Here is a 21,842-nt window from a genome sequence, read left to right as displayed (position 1 = left end):
GATCCCGCGAGAAGATTCCACGCCATGATCAAGTCGGAGCTCGTCCTCAGGATCGCCGAGCAGAACCCGCATCTCTACCAGCGTGACGTGGAGATCCTGGTCAACGCGATCCTCGACACCATTTCCGATGCGCTGGCCCGCGGCGACCGGGTGGAACTGCGTGGCTTCGGGGCCTTCTCGGTGAAGCGCCGGGAGGCGCGTCGGGGACGCAACCCGCGCACGGGTGCCGCCGTTGCCGTGTCCGAGAAGGCAATCCCCGTCTTCAAGACCGGCAAGGAGATGCGCCAGCGCCTCAACGCCGCCGGGATCGGCGAGAATGCCTCGGCCGCCGAGTAGGAAGGACCTGTGAGCGCGATGATCCGTTTCCTGAAGAGCCTCGTGCTGCTGCCGATCGCCGCCTTGGTGATCCTGCTGGCGGTGGCCAACCGCGCGCCGGTGCAGCTCTCCTTCGATCCGTTCAACGCGGACGCGCCGGTCTTCAGCGTCGCTCTTCCGCTCTACGCGATCCTGTTCGGCGCCGTGGCCCTCGGCATCGTGGTGGGCGGCATCTTCACGTGGCTCGGCCAGGGCAAGACCCGCGCTCGGGCGCGCTACCATCGCCGCGAGGCCGTCCGGTACGAGCGCGAGGCGACCCGGCTGCGCACCTATGCGCCCGAGAGCGAGACCGCGGGCACCTATACGGTCCCGAATACGGGCCGGACCGCGCTGCCCGCGCCGCGCTGAGCGGTTCCCGTTCGCGGCGCTGAGGCGGAAACCTCAGCGCGCCCGCCGCGCGGCCGCCACGAAGGCCGCGATCTTCGCCGGATCCTTCACCCCCGGCGCCGTCTCGACCCCGGACGAGACATCGACGGCGCCCAGTGCCGTGCGGGCGATGGCATCGGCGACGTTGCCGGCATCGAGGCCGCCCGACAGCATGGTGCCCTCCGGAAGCGCGGCGCCGCGCAGGATCTCCCAGTCGAAGCATCGGCCGTTGCCGCCCGGCAGGGCCGCATCCGGCGGCGCCTTGGCATCCAGCAGGATCCGGTCGGCGACCGCGGCATAGGCCGGCAGGACGGCGAGATCCGCGGACGTGGCGATGCCGAGGGCCTTCATCACCGGCCGGCCAGCGCGGGCGCGGATCGCCGCGACGCGCTCCGGGCTCTCGCGCCCATGGAGCTGGATGAGATCCGGATCCACCGCCGCGACGGCCGCGGCGAGCAGAGCGTCGTCCGGATCGACCAGCAGGATCACCCGCTCGGCCCGCCCGCGGGCGAGGGCCGACAGGGCGGCCGCTTGCTCCAGCGCCACGTGCCGAGGACTGCGCGGGAAGTGGACGAGCCCGATCCAGTCCGCCCCGGCGTCCAGAGCGGCGGTCAGAGTCGCTTCGGTGCTGAGCCCGCAGATCTTGATACGGGTCGGGGACGCGGATGAGGCCATGGGCCTCCTATAGCCGATCCGGCGTCGCCGAGCAGGCCCGTGCGACAGGCCCGTTGCTGCAATCCGCGCCCAAGCCGACGCACCAGGCATCGCGCGCAGGGCGACACGTGCTGTCGCGCTGCGCGGTCATCCCGTAGCCGCGCCGCGGCGCCTGGGATCCCGACGCGCCGAGGCCGCGAGATCCTGCACCACGAGATCCTGCACCACGAGCGCCTTTCCATTCCGGTCTCGCCGGCAACGCCCCGGCCTGACGGCGCAGGACATCGATAGTGAGCCAGGGTGTCCGATGCGCGCGGCCATGAGCCCGGACAGGCGGCAAGCCGCGTTGCATCGTCTTGCGCCGAAGACGCGCCTGTCCGGGCGTGTCAGAGGCCCCCTCAGACCGAGAGCCGTCCTAATACAGCGCCGGCACGAAGACGTTGGGGATCGGAAATCCGCTGAAGACCACCTTCCCGTCGACGAGCCGCAGGGGTGGGAGCGCCTTGAGGGGTGTCGCGTCGGCCGGCGCGTCCGGGTTCGGACGCTGGGCCAGCCCCAGCAGGCCGCCGACCAGCTGGCCGACCAGCGCGCCCCGATCCGAGCCGAAGCGCTGGCCGACGATGCTGCCGACCAGCGCGTCGACGCCGGCCGCCCGCAGGTCGATCTGGCCCGCGGGGCGGTGCGCGGCATCGAGGGCGAGGGTGCCCTTCGCCTGAACGCGCTGTGCGCCCTTGGCCAACGACAGGGCCGTCAGGTCCAGGTTGCCGCCGGCTTGGCGCCAGCGCTCCAGCTCGCGCGCCACCGTCCCGGTCCGCAACACGGTGGCCTGCGTCAGGCTCGCATCAAGGGCCAGATCGACCGGATCCCGTGTTCCGGTGAGGGCATCGAGTTGAGGCACCGCCGCCTGATTCAGGCGCAGGCTGAGATCCACCGCACCGTCGGAATCGAAACGGCCGGGGCTCGGCCGGGCGTGCAGTTCGAGATGCCGGCCCGCAACCGCGATCGGACCGGGCTCTGCCCCCTTCACGGTGACATCGGGATTGTCGACGACCAGAGAGGCGCGGGTGAAGCCATCCGCGGCGCCGTGGAAACTGCCCTGGAGCGCGGACCAGGACGCGTCTCCGGTCAGCGCGCCCTGCTCGACATGGAACGGACCGGCGCTCTCGAACACGACGAGGCGCGGCTGATAGATCTGCGCCACCGCGGTGCTCGGTCCCAGCCGGAAGCGTCCGTCGGCACGGTCGAGCGTGACGGCGCTGCAGCGCAGCTCGAGCCGGAACGGGTAGCCGCCGAGCGAGCGGTCCGCACAGGTCCAGGTGCGCCCGGCCGACGCCTCCCGGGCGATCCAGCCGTCGATCTCGCCGGCCGCGCGCTCACGCATCCACAGCCAGCCGGCCGACCAGCCCGCCACCACGAGGGCGAGCAGGATGTAGGGCAGGAACAACCCGAGCCGGGATCGCCGCGCGCGCCCCACCGGGGCTGTCTGGTCGGCACCCTCCGGCCGCGTCCGATCCTGCACCATGCGCTCCGCTCCCCGACCCGATCCCCGCAGGGACATCGCGGCCTCGCCTTGAGGCCATGCAAGGGGCGAAACTGGGGCAGCGCCGCCCCGGGTCGACCGCTGCGGACGTGATCCGTCCGCGCGCGTCGCGTTTCCGGTCAGACCTGCGCCGGCTCGACGGTGTCGACCTGCAGATCCTCGACGATCGCCACCCGCTCGACGTCGTTCTCGGCCAGGCGATGCACGTGCATCTCGGTGGCGCCCCGGCGGCGGACACGGTCGAGCCAAGTCCGCCGCAGATGATCGCGCGGACTCTCGCTGGAGCTGGCCACCGAGACCATTTCGGCGATGCCCGCATTGTCCCGGCGGACGGCGATCACCACGGCCTGGGCCATCTCGTCGAGGTCGAAGCCCCCGGCCGGATGAACCCCGACCACGTAGCGGCGGCCAGAACGGCCGCGCCAGGCCGAAAGGGGAAGCGCGGGCGAGCCGCGCAGACCTGCGGTCGTCTTGAGGCGTTCTTCACGCACGTCCTGCCTCCGGGTGCGATCGTCCTTCAGGTCGCGGAGCGCGGCCGACCAGGACAGGGCTCTTCTGTTCGCCATTTGTTCCAACCTAACGCGCGATATCCACAGGCGTCAAGCGCGACGTTCCCAAGGGCAGATGTGGCGACGATGCCCGTTATCCACAAGCCGGCGCAGCGCCACTCGGGACGGAACGCGGCGGTTGCGCGGGGCTCAGCGGCGCGGCCCGGCCACGGCCGGTGCCTCGTCCGCCGGTACGGCATGGCCGTCTGCCGCGCAGCCTGCGAGGCCACCGTCGACGAGGGCGTTCGAGGCCGTCTCGAGCCGGTCCTGGACCAGCGCCTGGAACTCCTGGCGGGGCAGGCCGGGCGGGATGGGCGGCAGGAATTCGATCACCGCCGTGCCCGGCCGGCGCACGAGGCTGTTGCGCGACCAGAACAGGCCGGTGTTCAGCGCGACGGGCAGGCAGGGGACCTTCAGGGTGGTGTAGAGATGCGAGAGTCCCTGCTTGTAGGCGGGCGGCGCGCCGACCGGCCGGCGGGTGCCCTCGGGAAAGATGATGAGCTGGCGCCCGTCCTGGATCGCCGCACCGGCCGCGGCATTCATCAGGCTCATGGCCCGGGTGCCTTTGGACCGGTCGATCGCCACCATGCCGCTGCGCGACAAGTACCAGCCGATCAGGGGGATCAGCAGCAGCTCCTTCTTCAGGACGTAGGCGAAGTTCGGCAGCACCGTGCAGAGGGCCAGGGTCTCAAGGGCCGACTGGTGCTTGGCCGCCACCAGCAGGGGACCCGTCGGGATATTCTCCAGCCCACGGAACTCGACCCGCGTTCCGGCGACGACGCGCAGCAGCCACAGGGTGATCCGCCCCCAGGCGCGGGCCAGCCGCAGAACCGACCGGCCGGAGACCAGCATGGGCAGGCCGGCGACCGCCAGGACCGCCGTGACGGCGTAGAAGCAGATGTTGAAGGCGAGGGAGCGCAGGGCGAGCATCGGATACCGTGTCGTAGCGGCCTCCTGTAGCGCGCCCGCGTGTCCGCGGCCAAGGGCGACGTCGCCGGGAGCCGTCAGGCATCCTCGGAGAGGTCGGCCTCGCGGATGCGCCCGGCGCCGCGCCCCGCGACCAGCCAGTAGACCAAGCCCGCACTCGCGCCGACCACGAACAGGATCAGCGTCAGGCGCACCTCGCCGGCGAGGAGGGCGGCATCCCGGGTTGCCCCGCCGGACCGGAGCGCGCCGCGCGTCAGCCAGGGGAGGGCGGCGGTGAGCAGGCCGCAGCCGGCGCCGTACCACAGGAAGCCGCGACATCCGAGGATCTCCCCGCCGAGACCGATCAGGGCCGGGGGCACGAACAGCAGCACGAACAGCGCCTTGGCGAGGCCGGCGACGAACAGGGCGAGTCCCTCCGGCGGGAGCCCGGCCGAGAGGTCCGACAGGGCCATGTCGAGGCCGGCGAGCGCCCCGCCGCTCAGCCAGGCCTGCGCGGCCGGATCGACGAGCAGCGCCAGGACGAGAACCACGAAGCCCGCCGGAACAGCGAGCAGGAGGGCGAAGGCCCCGAGAATGAGGCGACCGAGGGCGTGCATGGCGCCAGCCTCTACACCGGGCGCGCCCGCCCGTCGCGCGAAAGCCGCGCCCGATCCTCGCGGATCCGGCGCGGCTTCCAGGATACGGCAGCCGAAAGGGTGCCCGTCAGCCGTGGGCGGGCGCGGCGCCGCCGGAATCACCGTGGGTGTGCTTCTTCCGGAACCGCCCGATCCAGAGCGAGAAGTGGCGGATCACCACGTAGAAGACCGGCGTGAGGAACAGGCCGAAGAAGGTCGCGCCGATCATCCCGAAGAACACCGCCGTGCCGAGCGCCTGACGCATCTCGGCGCCGGGGCCGGTGGCGATCACCAGCGGCAGGGTGCCCAGGATGAACGCGAAGGCGGTCATCAGGATCGGGCGCAGGCGCAGGCGGCAGGCTTCCACCGCCGCCTCCACCGGGCCGCGATGCTCCCGCTGCTCGATGTCGTGGGCGAACTCGACGATCAGGATCGCGTTCTTCGCCGCGAGGCCGATGAGCACGATCAGGCCGATCTGGGTCAGGATGTTGTTGTCCTGGCCGCGGAACTGCACGCCCGCGAGCGCCGCCAGCACCCCGGTCGGCACCACCAGCAGGATCGCCAGCGGCAGCGCCCAGGATTCGTACTGCGCGGCGAGGACGAGGAAGACCAGCAGCACGCCGAGGGCGAAGACCGCGCCCGCGGTGCCACTCGCGGCCTTCTGCTGGTAGGCGATCTCGGTCCAGTCGTAGGAGTAGCCGTCGGGCAAAGCCTTCTTGGCGATCTCCTCCATGGCGGTCAGCGCCTGACCGGTCGAGACGCCCGGCTTGGCCACGCCCTGGACCGGGACCGAGTAGTAGAGGTTGAACCGCTGCACGATTTGCGGACCGGTCACGTCCCGCACCGAGGCGAGGGTGCCCATGGGCACCAGCGCGCCGGTGGAGGAGCGCACCTTGATCTGCGAGATGTCCTGCACCGAGGTGCGGAACGCCGCGTCGCCCTGCAGGCGCACCTGATAGATGCGGCCCAGCGTGTTGAAGTCGTTGACGTAGGTGCCGCCGAGATCCGCCTGGACCGACGAGAACACGTTCGCCAGCGGCACGTTCAGCATCCGGGCGATGGTGCGGTCGATGTCGAGGAACAGCTGCGGCGTCGAGTTGTCGAAGGTCGTGAAGACGCGCTGCACGTCCGCGCTCTGGTTGGCCTGAGCGATCACCTCGCCGGCCGCGGCCATGAGCGGGCCGATATCCGACGACTGGCGGCTCTCGATCTGCATCTTGAAGCCGCCGCCGTTGCCGAGGCCGCGGACGGGCGGCGGCGGGATCACGATGACCCGCGCCTCCTGGATGTCCGAGGTGGCCTTCAGCACGTCTCCGGTGATGACGGCCGCGCTTCGACCGACCTCCGCGCGCTCCTTCGCCCCCTTGAGGGTCAGGAACATCACGCCGGCATTGGTCGTGTTGGTGAAGGTCGCGCCGTCGAAGCCCGCGATGATCACCGCGTTGGCCACGCCGTCGACGGTCCGGGCCTGCTTGGCGGCGCGCAGACACACCTCCGTGGTGCGGTCGAGGGACGAGCCGGACGGGAGCTGGACGACGCCGATCAGGTAACCCTGGTCCTGGTCCGGGATGAAGCCCGTGGGCGTCGTCTGCGCCAGATGGAGCGTCCCGGCGATCACGGCCGCGTAGACCAGCAGCATCACGCCCAGGCCGACGATGCCGCCGGTCAGGACGCGGATCGTCCGGCCGTAGGCGTTCGACGTCGCGTCGAAGGCGCGGTTGAAGCCGTTCGCCAGCCAGTTCACGAACCGCGTCAGGAAGAACTTGGGCTCCTTGCGCGCATGATGCGGGACCAGCAGCAGCTTGCAGAGCGCCGGCGACAGGGTCAGCGAGTTGAAGGCCGAGATCAGCGTCGAGGCCGCGATGGTCAGCGCGAACTGCTTGTAGAACTGGCCCGAGATGCCCGGGATGAACGCCGTGGGCACGAACACCGCGGCGAGCACCAGCGCGATGGCGATGACCGCGCCGCCGACCTCGTCCATCGTCTTGTGGGCGGCGTCCCCCGGCGACAGGCCCTCGGCCATGTTGCGCTCGACGTTCTCCACCACCACGATGGCGTCGTCGACCACGATGCCGATGGCGAGAACCAGCCCGAACAGGGTCAGGTTGTTCAGCGAGAAGCCGAAGGCCGCCATCGCCGCGAAGGTGCCGATCAGCGACACGGGAATCGCGATCACCGGAATCAGCGCGGTGCGCCAGCTCTGGAGGAAGACCAGCACCACGATGACGACGAGGCCGACGGCCTCGAACAGGGTCTTGTAGACCTCGTGGATCGATTCCTCGATGAACTCCGTCGGGTTGTAGGCGATGCGGTACTCGACGTCCGGCGGGAATTTCTTCTTGACCTCCTCCATCACCTTCTTGACCGACGCCGCCGCGTCCAGGGCGTTCGTGCCCGGCCGCTGGAAGGCGCCGATGCCCACCGCGGGCGTGTCGTTGAGGAACGAGTTGGTCGTGTAGTCCTTCTGGCCCATCTCGACGCGGGCGATGTCCTTCACCCGGACGAGGCGCCCGTCCTGCGCCTTGATGATCACCTCGGCGAACTGCTCGGGCGTCTTGAACCGCGCCTGCGACTGAACGACGAGCTGGAACGCCTCGCTCTTGGCCGCGGGCGGACCGTTGAGTTGGCCGGCCGCCACCTGGACGTTCTGTTCCTGCAGGGCCGTGGTGACGTCGGTGACCGACAGGCCGTAGGCGGCGAGCTTGTTGGGATCGACCCAGATGCGCTCGGCATACTCGTTGCCGCCGAAGATCGTGATGTCGCCGACGCCGTCGAGGCGCAGCAGCTCGTCGCGGATGTTCAGGTAGATGTAGTTGGCGAGGTAGTTCTGGTCGTAGGTCTTGTTCGGCGAGAGCAGGTGCACGACCAGCATCAGGTCGGGGGAGGCCTTGCGCACCGTGACGCCGAGGTTGCGCACGTCCGGCGGCAGGCGCGGCTGCGCCACCGAGAGCCGGTTCTGCACCAGCACGTTGGCGATATCGAGGTTGGTGCCGACCTTGAAGGTCACGGTCAGCAGCATGTTGCCGTCGTTGGTCGACAACGACGTCATGTAGAGCATGTTGTCGACGCCGTTGACCTCCTGCTCGATCGGCGTCGCGATCGTGGCGGCCACGGTCTCGGCATTGGCGCCCGGATAGGAGGCACGCACCGTCACGGTCGGCGGCACGATCTCGGGATACTGCGAGACCGGGAGGCTCTCGTAGGCCACGAAGCCGAGGATCAGGAACACGATCGACGTGACGGACGCGAAGATCGGCCTGTCGACGAAGAAATGGGCGAAACGCATCGGTCAAACCTCTGAGGCCCGCCGGTCTCCCGGACGGGGCCCTGCGTCGTCGGTGCGGGGCGCACCCTGGGGCGCGCACGAAGGCATTCGTGACGAGCCGCGCGGGCTCAGGTCTTGCTCGGCGGCAACTCGACGGTCTCGGGCGTGACCTTCGCCCCCGGCCGCACCCGGGCGAGGCCGTTGACCACGATGGTCTCGTCGCCCTTCAGCCCCGACTGGATCACCCGGTAGCCGTCGACCTTCGGTCCCAGCACGACATCCTTCTGCTGGATGACGTTCTCGGGCCCCACCACGTAGACGATGCGCTTGTCCTGGTTGGCGGCAACCGCCTCGTCGGGGACCAGCACGCCCTGGAAGGGCTTCGTCGCCGGCATCGCGACGATGCCGAACAGGCCGGGCTTGATGAACAGGTCCGCGTTCGGGACGGTGGCGCGCAGCAGGATCGTGCCGGTGGCGTTGTCGACGCGGTTGTCGACGAAGTCGAGGGTGCCCTTGCGGGTCGGCTTCGCCTCGCCGGACAGCGAGATCAGGATCGGCACGCCCTTGCCCTGCTGGGTCTGGCCCATCCCGATGCCGAGGCTGTTCTGGTACTTGAGGAACGCCTTCTCATCGACCGTGTAGCTGAAATAAATCGGATCGAGCGAGACGATCGTGGTCAGCATCGTCTGGTCGGCGCTGACGATGTTGCCCTCGGTCACGAGGCGCCGGCTGATGCGGCCGTTGATGGGCGCCTTCACCTCGCTGAAATCGTAGTTCAGCTGGGCGTTGTTGAGGGCGGCCTGCGCGCTGTCGACGTCGGCCTGGGCCGTCTGGGAGGCCTGCCGGCGCTGGTCGGTCACCTGTTCGGAGATGTTGCCGCTGCGGGACAGGGTCTGCGCGCGCTCGAGATCCGTCTGCGAGAAGGACTGGCGCGCCTTGGCCGAGGCCAGCGCGGCCTGGGCCTGCTCCAGGGCCGCCTTGTAGGGGCGCCGGTCGATGACGAACAGCACATCCCCCTTCTTCACCGTCTGGCCGTCGACGAAGTTGATCTTCTCGAGATATCCGGTGACGCGGGCTCGGACCTCGACGTAATCGATCGCGTCGAAGCGACCGGTATACTGGTCCTGCTCGACGATCTGGCGCACCACGGGCTTGGCCACGGTGACCTTCGGCGGCGGCCCGCCCGGCGCCTGGGCGCGGGCCGCCGGGGTGAGGGGACCTGCCGCGAGACCCGCGACGAGGGCTGACAAGAGGGTGAGAAGGCTGGGAAGCCGGCTGCGCATCGGGTCCTGCTGTCCGTTGGCTGACCGTGCGGTCGCGCCGAGCTTGACGATTGTTCCGCCGCGGGTGCGGCCTAACCCGCGCGCCACGCTGTTGCTTGTGCGCGAGCGCACATCACGGTCTCGTGTACCGGATTGAATCTGCAGGTCAGGCGATCGTCTCACCTGCGCTGTACCAGTCCTTGAACCCGCCTTTGTAGTGTTCGGCGAGATCGAGTCCGGCATTCTGCACGGCCATCAGCGCGTGGATCGAGCGGACGCCCGAGCCGCACGAGAAGACCGCGCGCCGACCATCGGCGGCCACGAGATCCGCCACCGCCTGCGGATCGAAGCTGGAGAGCGGATGCGAGACGGAACCGGGAATGTGCCCGGCCTCGAATTCGTGCGGCTCACGCACATCGATGATCAGCATCGAGCCGTCGCTGAGCCCGCGCTTGACCGTGTCTCGATCGAGGTCGACCACCCGCATCGGCAGGATCTCCGTTCCGCCCGCTCTCGGCCAGGCTGGTTGACTGACGCTTTTCCTTATTCGTCAGACCCGAGCGGCGCAACTTGTGCGGCCGGGCGCGCAGGCGGCGCGACCGGACATCGGACCGGAACGGCTCGGTCAGAGCATGGCCAGGGTGGGGGTCACGGCGGCGAAATGCGCGGGCCAGTCCGGCGGTCGATATCCGTCCAGACGTCCCGCCAGTTCGGCGCGCAGGGACGCGGCGGGCTGCGCAAGCGCCTCGATCGCTTCGATCCAGCCCGGCCCGTCCAGAGGGTCGCGGAACAGGGCGAACCCGTCGGCGATCTCCCGATGGACGGGGATGTCGGAGGCGATGACCGGCAGACCCGAAGCCGCGGCCTCGACCACGGGGATGCCGTAGCCCTCCGTGAAGGACGGCATCAGCAATCCCGTGCAGCTGCGCATCAGCGCGGCCAGCCCGTGCGTGGACAATCCCGACGCCTCGATGACATGGGCCTGCACGCCAGGGCAGCGTTCGAGCATGTCGATCGCGCTCTCGGCCTCCCAGCCCCGGCGCCCGACGACGATGAGCCGGGGCGTGGCAGCCCCGTGCCGCTCGGCCAAGTGCCGCCAGATCTGGAACAGCAGCAGGTGGTTCTTGCGCGATTCGATGGTGCCGCAGACCAGGAATGTCGGCCGGTCCGGCCTGAACCGCGGTCCCGTGCGCCCGAAGGCGGGCTCGACCCCGAGATGACCCACGGCCACCGGCGGCCGGCCGAACCCCTCGGCGGCGAGATGCGCGAGGGTGCGCCGGCCGGTATCCTCCGAATTCACCAGGATCGCGGCGGCGTGCCGGCCGATCGTGCGCAGGCGCGCCCGGTGGCGGTCGGCTTCGCCGGACCGGCCGTATTCGGGATGGGTGATCGGGATCAGATCGTGGACGAAGAAGGCGGCCCGCACGTCCCGCCGCGTGTAGAGCCAGTCGAACCGCCGCGGATCGTCGAGGCGCAGATGCGAGGTGTGGAGGTAGAGCGCATCCCGGGGCAGCGTGGCGACCGACCGGCCGCGCAGGGCGATGTCGAGCGTCTTCCGCGCCTGGATCCGCCGCCGGTCGGCGGTGTTGGCCGGCGTCTTCGAGAGGGCTGCCGGTCCCGCGGCCGGATCCCCGCAGAGGGCGGCGAGCCGCCGATAGACCGGGTCCGAGGCGGCGTCCCGGTCCTCGACCCAGCCGGCCGCCACCGCCTCGACGATCTCCAGAGCCTGCGCGCGATCGAGAATGCGCGGTCCGACGGCTGTGGAGACGACGCCGACACCTGTCTCGGCCGAGCCGAGGAAGGCGCGGGCGTAGGCGAGGTCGACGCGGTCGATCCCGGACGGGCTGGCGTGACGCAGGCGCGTGACGAGGCGCGTGAGATCGAAGGCGATCGGTCGGTCCGTCATGATCCTCTGGCAATCGTCGGGGCGGGGGCTCCCCGTAGCGGTCCTGATCCGCAAGTGCCAGCATCTGCCGGCCTCGCGGCGCGGAACCCGGATGCCGGAAGGGGTTGCGCGGGCGCTGCGCGGAGGCTAAGAGCCGCGAGCCTAAGCGGCGTCGGAGTGTAGCGCAGCCCGGTAGCGCACCTGTCTGGGGGACAGGGGGTCGTCGGTTCAAGTCCGGCCACTCCGACCATTTTTTCTGCGACGCTCAGCCGGTCGCGGACTTTCTGTAGCGGCCGCCGTGCCCGCAGGCTCCCTCCATCAAGCCCGACCGAAGTGACGCAGGACGAGCGGCTCGCTCCGGGAGAGCGGAACGCCGCGCGGCTGCGATCGGACCGTGCGTCCGGCGGCGAGGGCAATGCCGACCAGGCCGACCGATCCGGTCATCGCCACGGCTACGCACCACCAGAAGGCGACATCAAGCATGGCTGCTCATTAAGCTCCGACTGAGTTCGGAACTCTCGAGCCGCAGGGTAAACGGACGCTTAAACATCTGCTCAACCGAGGATTGTTTATCCCGGTGACCGCCGGGCCGCACGACCGAACCCTCGTCACGGGTTGGGCGGCCCGGATTCAACGGGACGCGAGCCATGAGGGTCGCGACGCGACATCCCCGCTCCGGTCAGCCTCCGCGCCCCGCCTGCAGGGTTGAGGCAGAGGGTCGCAGGGGCGCACGCGCCGGCGCCCAGGCGGGCACCCGGGACGCACTCAGCCGATCCGCCGCGTCGACGTGGCCGCAGCGAGTTTTCGCAGGATTCGCCGGATATGGGCGCGCAGGGCCGAGATCTCGGCCATCGCATCGGCCCGGAGGACGGAATCGGCAGTCTCCGAGAGGGTGGTCAGAGAGTCGGTCATCGACGCGGGCGCTGTGAATGGACGGCGAACCTACCGCTGGGGTCGGTCAATGAATACATCATTTCATAGATTTCTTTATCTCAAATTTAAAGTGTTCATCCCGCCACATAGGGAAAATCCCGACACCGGCACGGTCCTTGAGCGCGGCTTCAGCGGGCTCATGATCCTCCTGCCGCACCATTAAAGTCCTGAGACGGCACGGTCGGCACCATCCCGGCTACGTCGCCGGCAGTTTCCGCGCCTGATCGGCCCGGTCCTACGCAATTCAACATCTCAGTACTCTTCATCGCTTCCGATTTCCGCTAAATCGTCGCCCGAATAGACTCAGAGTCTCGGTCGATAGCCTTTCGAGGCTGATCTGAACCGCTATTCATTGGAGCCGACAACGCGCCGTGCGCGCGACGAATGGCCCAGCCGCGCCCGGCCAATGGCCAAGGTATGCGTCCCACGCAGACTTGGCACGCGCAACTTGTTGGTGCACTAAGCATTTCTCGGTTGTGTTTTTCGCCGCCACGGCGAGTTAACTCGCGATCAATCCACCACGCCGAAAGCTCTCATCCATGTCATCCTCCCCGAAGCCCAAATCCGCCACCGACGCCGACCGCACGATCGGCGGACGCATCGCGGCGCTCCGGGTGGCGCAGGGGCTGAGCCAGACGAATCTCGGCCAAGCGATCGGCGTCAGCTTCCAGCAGGTTCAGAAGTACGAGAAGGGCCGCAACCGCATCGGTGCCGGCCGTCTCCAGGCCATCGCCGACCTGCTGAAGGTGCCGGTGGATACCTTCTTCGCCGATCTGCAGGAGAGCGGACGGGATAAGGCCGGACCTGCGGCCCTGTTCGATGATCCGAAGGTGCTCGAACTGGTCCTGGCCTTCACCAGCATCCCCGACGAGACGACCCGCAGCGGCATCCTGTCGATCGTCAAGGCGGCGGCCGCCCTTCAGGAGAGCCGCGCGAGTGCGCAGCGCGCGGAAGCCGCGGCCCGGGAGTGAGGGCGGCGGTCCGACACCCCGAACCGGCGGAACGTCCGGACGATCGCCGTTCGGGCCGCCAGCGGGATCCAGAGATGGCGGCGACCCTGCCGACGGCATGATTTGACAGGCGCGATAGAGATGCGCGCCTTAATTCAAATTAAACCAAGACCTTCGCGCGCAACGATGTAAATAGCCGACCACATTGGACATGACATTTACGCCGCCTTAGCGGACAGCATGCTTCAAGATCGTTTCGGGAACCGGGTCCAGAACATGCCGATCGAGACGCCGACCACGTGGGGTCGCGGCGAGCTTTACGAGACCCTGTGCCTGCTCGTCATCGGCGTCGGGATCTGGTTCGTCGGCGTCACCCTCGGGACCTTCGACTACCTCAACGGTCTCGTTGCCGCCTACAACCTCACCGACCTCCTGCTGCTGGCCGCCTGCATGGGCGTCGCCCAATGCGGCGCCAGCATCCGCAAGTCGATCATCCTCCGCCGGCTGATGCTCGAACGCGCCGCCGCCGCCGCGCAGGCCGAAGCGATCGCTCGACATGACGGGCTGACGGGCCTCGCGAACCGTCGCCGCTTCATCGATGCCGTGGAGCGCGCGCATGCCTCGGCTACCGAGGATTCGGCGGTGCTGCTGATCGATCTCGACCGGTTCAAGCCGGTCAACGATCTCTACGGCCATGCGGCGGGCAACGCCGTCCTGTGCGCCGTGGCCGAGCGTCTCCAGCAGCTCGTCCCGCCGGGCGGCCTCGCGGCTCGGCTGGGCGGCGACGAATTCGCCATGCTGGTCCCGCTGCGCTACGAGAGCGAGGGGCTGAGGCGCCTCGCCCAGACTGTCATCGCGCGGATCGCCGAGCCGGTGACGTGGAACCAGAACGACCTCAAGGTCGGCGCGACGGTCGGGGTCGCCGCGGTATCGGCCGACCATGGGGATGCCGACGCGGTGCTGCATGCGGCCGACCTCGCGATGTACCAGGGCAAGAAGGACGGGCGCGGTAAATTCCGGTTCTTCCGCAGCGCCATGGACGCGGAGCTGCGGGCCCGGGCCCGCATGGAGACGGAACTCCGCAGCGCCATCGAGACCGGGGCGATCGAACCCTTCTACCAGCCGGTGGTGTCCTTGCCCGAGCGGGAGATCGTCGGCGTCGAGGTGCTGGCGCGCTGGCGCCATCCGACGCGCGGACTGGTCGCCCCCAGCGAGTTCATCCCGGTGGCGGAGGAGACCGGGATGATCGGCGATCTCAGCTACAACCTGATCCGTCGCGCCTGCCTGGATGCCCGGGCTTGGCCGCCCCACCTGATCCTGGCGGTCAACATCGCTCCGCAGCAGTTCCAGGACGCGTGGCTCGCCCAGCGGATCCTGGGGATCCTGACCGAGACCGGCTTCCCACCGCAGCGCCTCGAGGTCGAGATCACCGAGAGCGCCCTGATCCAGGACCTGGAAGCGACCCGGATGACCCTGCTGTCGCTGCGTGAACTCGGGGTGCGCATCGCGCTGGACGATTTCGGCACCGGCTATTCGAGCCTGTACCACCTGCGTGAATTGAAGTTCGACAAGCTGAAGATCGACCGCAGCTACGTCGACGCGATCACGATGAGCGATGAGCGGGCCAAGCTGGTCGATGCCATCATCAAGCTCGGGGCGAGCCTCGGCCTCTCCACCACCGCCGAGGGGATCGAGACGGACGCGAGTTTCGACTGGCTGTCCGACCAGGGCTGCCAATTCGGCCAGGGCTACCTGTTCGGTCACGCCATGCCGAAATCCGAGATGGACGAGATCCTCGCCACCGCGCAATCCGCGCTCCCGCTTCGGCCTCTAGCGCAGGCCTCGTAAGGGCAGTTGGCCGTCCGAGCGTCGCGGCCTCCCGTCGGCTGGCCCGAGCGGGTGGTCCGCGGGACGGACAGGTTTCGGGGCGGCGCTCCGGCCCCTGCGACGCGCGGCCTCGCGCCGCTCCGGGTGGCCGACCGGAGCCTGGCCAACCGGCTCGGCCCGGACGTAAGACTGGCGCGGCACGGCGCGCCGCGGCCTCACGCCGGTCGACACGAACCCCATATGGGCAGCATCGACGCGCCGTCGCAGGTCACAGCATGGCACCGAGCCCCCTCGCACTCATCGCCTCCGCCGCCCTCGTCGCCGTGGTCGCCACCGGAACCGGGGCGATCGTCCTGCAGCAGGGCTCGCGGTTCAGCCATCCCCGAAAGGTGGGCGGCCCGTTCACGATGGCGGATCTCGAGGGCCGCCCGGTGACCGAGGCCGACCTCCGCGGCAAACCGGCCGTCCTGTTCTTCGGCTTCACCCACTGCCCGGATGTCTGCCCGACGACGCTCGCCACCCTGTCGACCGCCCTCGGCCGGATGGGCCGCGATGCGGATCGCCTCAACGTCGTCTTCGTCACCCTGGACCCGGAGCGCGACACGCCCGACACCCTGCGGGACTATCTCGCCTCCTTCGATCCGCGCATCCGCGGCTTCGTCGGCACGCCCGAGCAGGTCGCCCGCATGGCCGACGCCTATCACGTCGCCTACAAGCGCGTGCCGACCAAGGACGGCGACTACACGATGGAGCATTCCGCCACCGTGGCGCTGTTCGACAAGACCGGCCGCATGGTCGGCGAGATCGGCTACGGCGAGGACGAGGCCAGCGCCTTCGCCAAGCTGATCACCCTGGCGCTGCCGGGCCAATGCCCGCCGGGGGGCGGCGCCAATCTCTGGGCCACCGACGGCAGCACCGGCAGCTGCGGCCCGCGGAGCTGAGCTGCAGCCCGGGAAATTGCGCCGTGGCGCCCGCGTGGCTAGAGGGCGGCGCGGGTCGCGAGGCCCGGCCGAATCCGGGGGTCCCAGCTTGATCACGCGCCGCGTCCTGACTGCCATCGGGCTCCTTGCTCTCGCGCCGTTCCCCGGCCTCGCCAGGGCCGCCTCCGGGGGGCCGCGCCTCGCGCCGCCGGAACCCATGGATCTCGACCGGCTGAACGCTCTCGCCCGGACGTTGCGGGACCGGCCCTATGCGCCGCCGCCCGAAGCCCCGGCCTCGGCCGCCCTCGACGCCCTGACCTACGGACCGCTCCAGGAGATCCGCTACCCGCCGGGCCACGCGCTGTTCGCCGAGAGCCCGTACCCGGTGACGTTCTTCCACCTCGGCAACTTCTTCCGCCACCCCGTGAAGGTCTATGCCCTGGAGGGCGGACAGGCGCGCGAAGTGCTCTACGCCCACGACCTGTTCACCTATCCGGCCGGCAACCCGGCCAAGGACGTCCCGGACGGGGCGGGCTTCGCGGGGTTCCGCTTCCAGAAGGCGCCCGCCGGACAGCCCGGCGACGACGGCGACTGGCTGGCCTTTCTGGGGGCCTCCTACTTCCGCGCCGCCGGAGACGGCGCGCAGTACGGCGCCTCGGCCCGGGGCATCGCCATCGACACCGCGCCGGCACCGGGCAGAACCGAGGAATTCCCGGTCTTCACGCGCTTCTACGTGAGCCCGGCCGCGGACGGCGCCGTGACCGTGCTGGCGCTCCTCGAAGGTCCGAGCTTGACGGGCGCCTACCGCTTCGTCGCCCGGAAGGAGCCGCATGTCGTCATCGACGTCGCCTGTACGGTCTACATGCGCAAGTCGGTGGAGCGGTTCGGCATGGCGCCCCTGACCTCGATGCTCTGGTACTCGGAGGGCATGAGCCGCTTCCTCGCGAGCGACTGGCGGCCCGAGGTGCATGATTCCGACGGTCTGCTGATGCAGACCGGGGCCGGCGAGCTGATCTGGCGGCCGCTCAACAACCCGCACCGCCTCAGCGTCAGCGCCTTCGCGGACCACGCTCCGAAGGGCTTCGGCCTGCTCCAGCGCGACCGCGCGTACGAGAATTACATCGACGACGGCTTCGAGGAGAACAGGCCCGACATCTGGGTCGAGCCGCAGGGCGACTGGGGCCGGGGCAGCGTCCAGCTCGTGGAGATCCCGACCCATCAGGAAACCGACGACAACATCGTCGCCCTCTGGGTACCGGACGACCCGCCTCAGGCCGGATCCGACCGCAGCTTCGCCTACCGGCTGCGCTGGACCGTGGAGGAACCGGTCGCCACCGATCTCGCCCGCTGCGTCGCCACACGGGCCACCAAGGCCGCGTGGCTCGCGGACGGGGACCGGCGCCCGGGCCGCGCCAATCTCGTGCGGCAATTCGTGCTGGAATTCGCGGGTGCGGCCCTGTCGGGCCTCAATCCCGAGACGGCCACGGTGGCGTTGACCCTGTCGCGCGGCAGCGCCGAGGAGGTCGGCGCCACCTGGGCGCCCTACGGCAAGCCGAGCCCCTGGCGGGTCTTCTTCAAGGTCTATGCCGAGGGCTTGGAGCCCGTGGAGATGCGTCTGCAGCTCAAGTCCGGAGACCGGCTGCTCTCCGAAACCTGGGCCTACCGGTACGACCCGCAGGCGCCCGGCACGGTGCTGTGAGCCGGGCGCGGCGGATGCGGGATGCGGCGCGTGGGTCTTGAGGGCCGCAGGGCCTGCGCCCATGTCCGTCTGCGTGCCGCTTCGCCCCGCACAGGCCCCCCGCCGCATCCGAGACCGTCATGACCGGTGAGGGACCGCCAGGCCCGCATCTCCCGGAGGCGCTGACGCGGCTCCTCAAGGCGCCCAGAGCAGCGATCTGGCCGACGCCGGAGGACCGCCATCGCCTGCGCCCCGGCCGGCCGCGCCCCCGCCAGCCGAGCCGCGCCGTGCTGGGTGTCTGGATCTGGGCAATCCTCTACAACGTCCTCGGCTTCGCGATCCTCGCGGCCCTGTGGTGGACGATGCGCTGACCCGATGAGCCGATTTGCCCTGATTACCCGCCGGACGGTCGTCGCGGCGGCCCTGCTGCTCGGCCCGGGCGTCCGGCCCGGCGCGGCACAGAGCCCGGGCGATGCGCTCAACGCCGATGACGGCACCGGGGCGGTCAAGGTCTGCTCGCCTGTGGCGATGCCGCGCTGGCGCTCCATGACCCCGGTGCCCAAGACCTGGACGTTCCTGGACTGCATGGGCTTCTCGGGCGAGATGGGCGCGACGCACTTCCAGCTCGGCTGCCTCTTCGCCAACGTCACGCCCCACGCCCAGAAATACGCCTGGGGCGCGATGGTGCCGATCGAGAAGTCGGCGATGGCCAAGGCCCAGCCCCCGGTCCCGAACTGCGGCTGGTAGAGCCAGGTCGCGCCCGTCGACATCCAAGCCGATCCGGCGTGCGGGCGGGTCATTGCGGAAGAGGATGCCACCGAGCGGGCTTCCGGGCCCGCGTCGCCTGCACCGCGCCGTCCTCTCCGACGGCAGGCCGGTCAGCCTTGAGGCGGAGCCGGGCCTGCCCGGTTTCGCCCGGCACTGCCGCCGCCGCGCGACAGGCCTGGTGACAATCGCCGAATCGCGGCCCTTCCGCGGGGCGGAACAGCCGGCCCTGGCGGCGTCTCGTGCAAGCGCGCCTGGAGGTCCGAGGGGCATGGACCGGTCTGAGGCCGGCGCCTGCCCGGCCCGGTCCAAGCCGGTCCGACGCGGATTTCGGGGCAGAGACGGCGATCGCGGTGCGGACAGGGCCGCGTGTCCCTGACAGCGGGCCACCGCCTGCGCGGCGGGACGCGGCGCATCGGCACCGATACCCGGCCGGCCTCTCTCCGGTGGGGACGTGACCGGCGCGTCGGCACGCCACGGACCTGGCGTTCGGATACGGTCGGGATCACCGATGAACCGGCCTCGTCGGCGCAGAGGTGCCTTACGCCGGCGAATCCTCAGACCGCCGCAGCGGGCCGATCAGGCGCTCGTATTCGGTTTCGGCCGGCCCGTAGGTCTGGCCGGCGGCCTCCTGCAGACGGGCGCGGCTCAAAACCCGGATCCGGCCGCGCCGAGCCCGGATCAGGCCGGCCCCCTCCAGCGTGTGGATCGCCACCGTGACGGTCGGGCGACGCACACCCAGCATGATCGACAGGAACTCGTGCGTCACGGACAGGTCGTCGCCGTCCTGACGGTCGTGATACATCAGCAGCCACCGCGCGAGCCTTTCCTCGGCAGGCGCCCCCGCGTTGGCGATGGCGGTCTGGGCCACCTGAACCAGGAAGGTCTGGACGTAGCGCAGAAAAAGAGTGCGCAGCGAAGCGCTGGCTTTCACCGCGTCGCGCAGCGCCGGCACCGCGATCCGGTGCCCGTGACCGGCAACCTGCATGAAAAGTTGGTACGGGATCGTGTCCGTCCCCAGCAGCAGCGCCGGCGTCGCCATGCCGTCGCGGCCCACCAGGCCGACCTCGATGCGCCCGCCCTGGTCGAGCGTCGACACCATGGAGCACAGGCCGGTGTCGATGAAGATCGCGTACGGGATCTCGGCCGCCGGTTCGACGAGCACATGGCCCAATGGGAGGTCGATCGCCTCGAGATGCGGTCCGAGCAGCGCGCCATCCGCCTCGGATAGGGCAGCCAGAAGACGGTTTTGGTGTCGCATCGGCCGCAAGCGTACGCAGAATTCGGCATTGGCACGCCAGCTCAAGTCCGCGAGCCATTGTGCCCAGGGAGCCATGCTCGGATCATCGGACAATAGCGAGCGGATATCGCATCCCGTCGCGGAACCGTCCGCAACCGAACAAAGCAACGCGCAGCTTAGTCGGACATCTCGGCAGACACGCCGGGATAAAGGGGAACACAGCAGCCCCCGAGACCTGCTCTCAGACTGACCGTGGCCTCCTGGCGATGGAGCGGGAGCGCCACACCCCCGGAACTGCAGTGCAGTTGCCAACACGCCTGTGCAAGGCCGCGCTTTGACCCGCGCCACGGATCGGGCTAGAGAAGGCCTGGCGGAGCAAGCAAGAACCATGCCGTGAGCAGCGTGGCTCAGGCTGGCGAACCGCGCCGGAAGGGCATCGAGGCCTCACATGAGTTTGGTGCAACGGCTGGAAGTGCGTCAGGGCCAGGCCCTGGTGATGACGCCGCAGCTTCTGCAAGCGATCAAACTCCTGCAATTGTCGCAGCTCGATCTCGCGGCCTATGTCGAGGCCGAGCTGGAACGCAATCCGCTGCTGGAGCGCGCCGAGCCGGAACTGCCCGGCCCCGGCGAGACCTCCGAATCGAGCGGCCATTCGGACGATGCCTCCTCCGACGGCCTGGAGGTCACGGAACCCGAATCATGGCTGTCCACCGACCTTAACCCGAGCCGCGGCGAGATCGAGAGCGATTTCGACACGCGCCTCGACAACGTCTTCCCGGACGAGACACCGGTCCAGGCGCGCGAGGCGGGCGGGGGCGACATGCTCTCGCTGACGCCGCCGCCCTACGGCAGCACCGGGGGAAGCTTCGACGCCGAGGCGCCCGATTTCGAGGCGACCCTCACGGCCGAGACCTCGCTGCGCGATCACCTCGCGGGCCAGCTCGATCTCGCGACCCGCGATCCCGCCGAGCGGCTGATCGGCGGCTTCCTGATCGACGCCGTCGACGAGGCCGGCTACCTGCGCGAGACCGTGGAGGACGTGGCCGAGCGGCTCGGCGCCGACCCCGCCCTCGTCGGCCGGATGCTGGCGCTGGTGCAGACCTTCGATCCGCCCGGGATCGCGGCCCGCGACCTCGCCGAATGCCTCGCGATCCAGCTGCGCGAGCGCGACCGGTTCGACCCGGCGATGCAGGCGCTGGTCTCGCGTCTGGACCTCGTCGCCAAGCGCGATTTCGCGGCTTTGCGCCGGCTCTGCGGCGTCGACGACGAGGACCTCGTCGACATGCTGGGCGAGATCCGCCGCCTGGATCCGAAGCCGGGCCGCGCCTTCGGATCGAGCGCCGTCGAGGTTCTGGTTCCGGACGTGTTCGTGCGCGCCGCGCCGGACGGGTCCTGGCTGGTCGAGCTCAACAGCGAGGCGCTCCCCCGGGTCCTGGTGAACCAGAGCTACTACGCCCGCGTCTCGCGCAATGCCGCCGCGGAGGGCGACAAGGCCTTCCTGTCCGAGGCCCTGCAGAACGCCAATTGGCTGACCCGCTCGCTGGAGCAGCGGGCCCGCACCATCCTCAAGGTCGCCACCGAGATCGTCCGCCAGCAGGACGGGTTCTTCGTCCACGGCGTCTCCCACCTGCGGCCCCTGAACCTCAAGACCGTGGCGGAGGCGATCGGCATGCACGAATCGACCGTCTCGCGAGTCACCTCCAACAAGGCCATCGGCACGAGCCGGGGGACCCTGGAGATGAAGTACTTCTTCACCGCGGCGATCCCCGGTGCGGCCGGCGCGGCCGCGCATTCCTCCGAGGCGGTGCGCCACCGCATCAAGCAGCTGGTCGACGGCGAGACGCCGGACGACGTGCTGTCCGACGACGCGCTGGTGCAGAAGCTGCGCGGGGAGGGCGTCGACATCGCCCGACGCACGGTGGCGAAATACCGGGAATCCCTGCGGATCCCGAGCTCGATCGAGCGCCGCCGCGAGCATTTCGCCCACGGTTCGGGCCAACACGCCGCCCTGGCGCTGCGCTGATCGCCCGGATGGGGTTGCGCCGGGCGCGCGTCCGGCCCATCCGTCGTGCCGTTTGCTCGACGCCTGGACC

The 21,842-nt window shown here is 69.7% G+C and carries 20 protein-coding genes and 1 tRNA gene; 10 read left to right on the top strand and 11 right to left on the bottom strand.

The features are described 5' to 3' along the window. Positions 1 to 24 precede the first annotated feature (24 nt). Both P9K36_RS14105 and P9K36_RS14100 read left to right on the top strand, forming a co-directional pair. Positions 25 to 336, top strand: coding sequence for an integration host factor subunit beta (locus P9K36_RS14105; protein WP_043351019.1), 312 nt, complete (start codon positions 25 to 27; stop codon positions 334 to 336). An 18-nt stretch (positions 337 to 354) separates the two neighbouring features. Further along, a complete protein-coding gene (locus P9K36_RS14100) occupies positions 355 to 723 on the top strand; it encodes a LapA family protein (RefSeq protein WP_043351022.1) in 369 nt (122 codons plus the stop codon). Positions 724 to 756: 33 nt separating this feature from the next. On the opposite strand, the gene P9K36_RS14095 is transcribed toward P9K36_RS14100, so the two are convergent. The 9 genes from P9K36_RS14095 to P9K36_RS14055 form a co-directional block, all read right to left on the bottom strand. Next, positions 757 to 1,416: a phosphoribosylanthranilate isomerase gene (locus P9K36_RS14095; RefSeq protein WP_274927219.1), complete on the bottom strand. Its 660-nt coding sequence runs from the start codon at positions 1,414 to 1,416 to the stop codon at positions 757 to 759. Between the two features lie 394 nt (positions 1,417 to 1,810). Beyond that, positions 1,811 to 2,917, bottom strand: a complete 1,107-nt coding sequence (locus tag P9K36_RS14090) for a DUF2125 domain-containing protein (protein WP_278307153.1) — start codon at positions 2,915 to 2,917, stop codon at positions 1,811 to 1,813. Positions 2,918 to 3,054: 137 nt separating this feature from the next. Continuing rightward, on the bottom strand, positions 3,055 to 3,501 hold the full coding sequence (locus tag P9K36_RS14085; RefSeq protein ID WP_043380600.1) for a hypothetical protein: 447 nt from the start codon (positions 3,499 to 3,501) through the stop codon (positions 3,055 to 3,057). Positions 3,502 to 3,633: 132 nt separating this feature from the next. Next, complete coding sequence (locus P9K36_RS14080) at positions 3,634 to 4,413, bottom strand: lysophospholipid acyltransferase family protein (RefSeq protein WP_278307152.1); 780 nt, start codon at positions 4,411 to 4,413, stop codon at positions 3,634 to 3,636. Positions 4,414 to 4,487: 74 nt separating this feature from the next. Further along, on the bottom strand, positions 4,488 to 5,006 hold the full coding sequence (locus tag P9K36_RS14075) for a hypothetical protein (protein ID WP_043757711.1): 519 nt from the start codon (positions 5,004 to 5,006) through the stop codon (positions 4,488 to 4,490). A 106-nt stretch (positions 5,007 to 5,112) separates the two neighbouring features. Next, complete coding sequence (locus P9K36_RS14070) at positions 5,113 to 8,310, bottom strand: multidrug efflux RND transporter permease subunit (RefSeq protein WP_043380596.1); 3,198 nt, start codon at positions 8,308 to 8,310, stop codon at positions 5,113 to 5,115. A gap of 107 nt (positions 8,311 to 8,417) precedes the next feature. After that, positions 8,418 to 9,572, bottom strand: a complete 1,155-nt coding sequence (locus P9K36_RS14065) for an efflux RND transporter periplasmic adaptor subunit (RefSeq protein WP_043380594.1) — start codon at positions 9,570 to 9,572, stop codon at positions 8,418 to 8,420. A 145-nt stretch (positions 9,573 to 9,717) separates the two neighbouring features. Further along, on the bottom strand, positions 9,718 to 10,038 hold the full coding sequence (locus tag P9K36_RS14060; protein WP_043380592.1) for a rhodanese-like domain-containing protein: 321 nt from the start codon (positions 10,036 to 10,038) through the stop codon (positions 9,718 to 9,720). 138 nt (positions 10,039 to 10,176) lie between these two features. Then, complete coding sequence (locus P9K36_RS14055) at positions 10,177 to 11,457, bottom strand: glycosyltransferase family 1 protein (RefSeq protein ID WP_043757710.1); 1,281 nt, start codon at positions 11,455 to 11,457, stop codon at positions 10,177 to 10,179. 152 nt (positions 11,458 to 11,609) lie between these two features. On the opposite strand from P9K36_RS14055, the gene P9K36_RS14050 reads away from it, so the two are divergent. Beyond that, positions 11,610 to 11,686: transfer RNA gene (locus tag P9K36_RS14050), tRNA-Pro, on the top strand. A gap of 515 nt (positions 11,687 to 12,201) precedes the next feature. Here P9K36_RS14050 and P9K36_RS14045 read toward each other — a convergent pair. After that, a complete protein-coding gene (locus tag P9K36_RS14045; protein ID WP_278307151.1) occupies positions 12,202 to 12,348 on the bottom strand; it encodes a hypothetical protein in 147 nt (48 codons plus the stop codon). Positions 12,349 to 12,908: 560 nt separating this feature from the next. On the opposite strand from P9K36_RS14045, the gene P9K36_RS14040 reads away from it, so the two are divergent. The 6 genes from P9K36_RS14040 to P9K36_RS14015 all read left to right on the top strand — a co-directional run bounded on the left by P9K36_RS14040 (position 12,909) and on the right by P9K36_RS14015 (position 18,491). Further along, on the top strand, positions 12,909 to 13,340 hold the full coding sequence (locus tag P9K36_RS14040; protein ID WP_043353136.1) for a helix-turn-helix transcriptional regulator: 432 nt from the start codon (positions 12,909 to 12,911) through the stop codon (positions 13,338 to 13,340). Between the two features lie 255 nt (positions 13,341 to 13,595). Then, on the top strand, positions 13,596 to 15,167 hold the full coding sequence (locus P9K36_RS14035) for an EAL domain-containing protein (RefSeq protein ID WP_043761188.1): 1,572 nt from the start codon (positions 13,596 to 13,598) through the stop codon (positions 15,165 to 15,167). A 254-nt stretch (positions 15,168 to 15,421) separates the two neighbouring features. Beyond that, positions 15,422 to 16,087: an SCO family protein gene (locus P9K36_RS14030; protein ID WP_043757708.1), complete on the top strand. Its 666-nt coding sequence runs from the start codon at positions 15,422 to 15,424 to the stop codon at positions 16,085 to 16,087. 88 nt (positions 16,088 to 16,175) lie between these two features. Next, positions 16,176 to 17,765 (top strand): glucan biosynthesis protein, encoded by a 1,590-nt coding sequence (locus P9K36_RS14025; protein ID WP_043757706.1) that lies wholly within the window; start codon positions 16,176 to 16,178, stop codon positions 17,763 to 17,765. A 119-nt stretch (positions 17,766 to 17,884) separates the two neighbouring features. Next, positions 17,885 to 18,115, top strand: a complete 231-nt coding sequence (locus P9K36_RS14020) for a hypothetical protein (RefSeq protein WP_043353127.1) — start codon at positions 17,885 to 17,887, stop codon at positions 18,113 to 18,115. 4 nt (positions 18,116 to 18,119) lie between these two features. Next, positions 18,120 to 18,491, top strand: a complete 372-nt coding sequence (locus P9K36_RS14015; RefSeq protein WP_043757702.1) for a hypothetical protein — start codon at positions 18,120 to 18,122, stop codon at positions 18,489 to 18,491. A 559-nt stretch (positions 18,492 to 19,050) separates the two neighbouring features. On the opposite strand, the gene P9K36_RS14010 is transcribed toward P9K36_RS14015, so the two are convergent. Next, positions 19,051 to 19,770, bottom strand: coding sequence for a Crp/Fnr family transcriptional regulator (locus P9K36_RS14010; RefSeq protein ID WP_043757700.1), 720 nt, complete (start codon positions 19,768 to 19,770; stop codon positions 19,051 to 19,053). Positions 19,771 to 20,197: 427 nt separating this feature from the next. Between P9K36_RS14010 and rpoN the strand changes: the two genes are divergently transcribed. Next, entirely contained in the window at positions 20,198 to 21,772 is a 1,575-nt protein-coding gene (gene rpoN, locus P9K36_RS14005; protein WP_043353120.1) for an RNA polymerase factor sigma-54, read from the top strand. Positions 21,773 to 21,842: the final 70 nt, after the last annotated feature.

This window comes from Methylobacterium sp. 391_Methyba4 (assembly GCF_029691625.1).
Lineage (GTDB): Bacteria > Pseudomonadota > Alphaproteobacteria > Rhizobiales > Beijerinckiaceae > Methylobacterium > Methylobacterium fujisawaense.
This window is presented reverse-complemented; position numbering and strand designations above follow the sequence as displayed.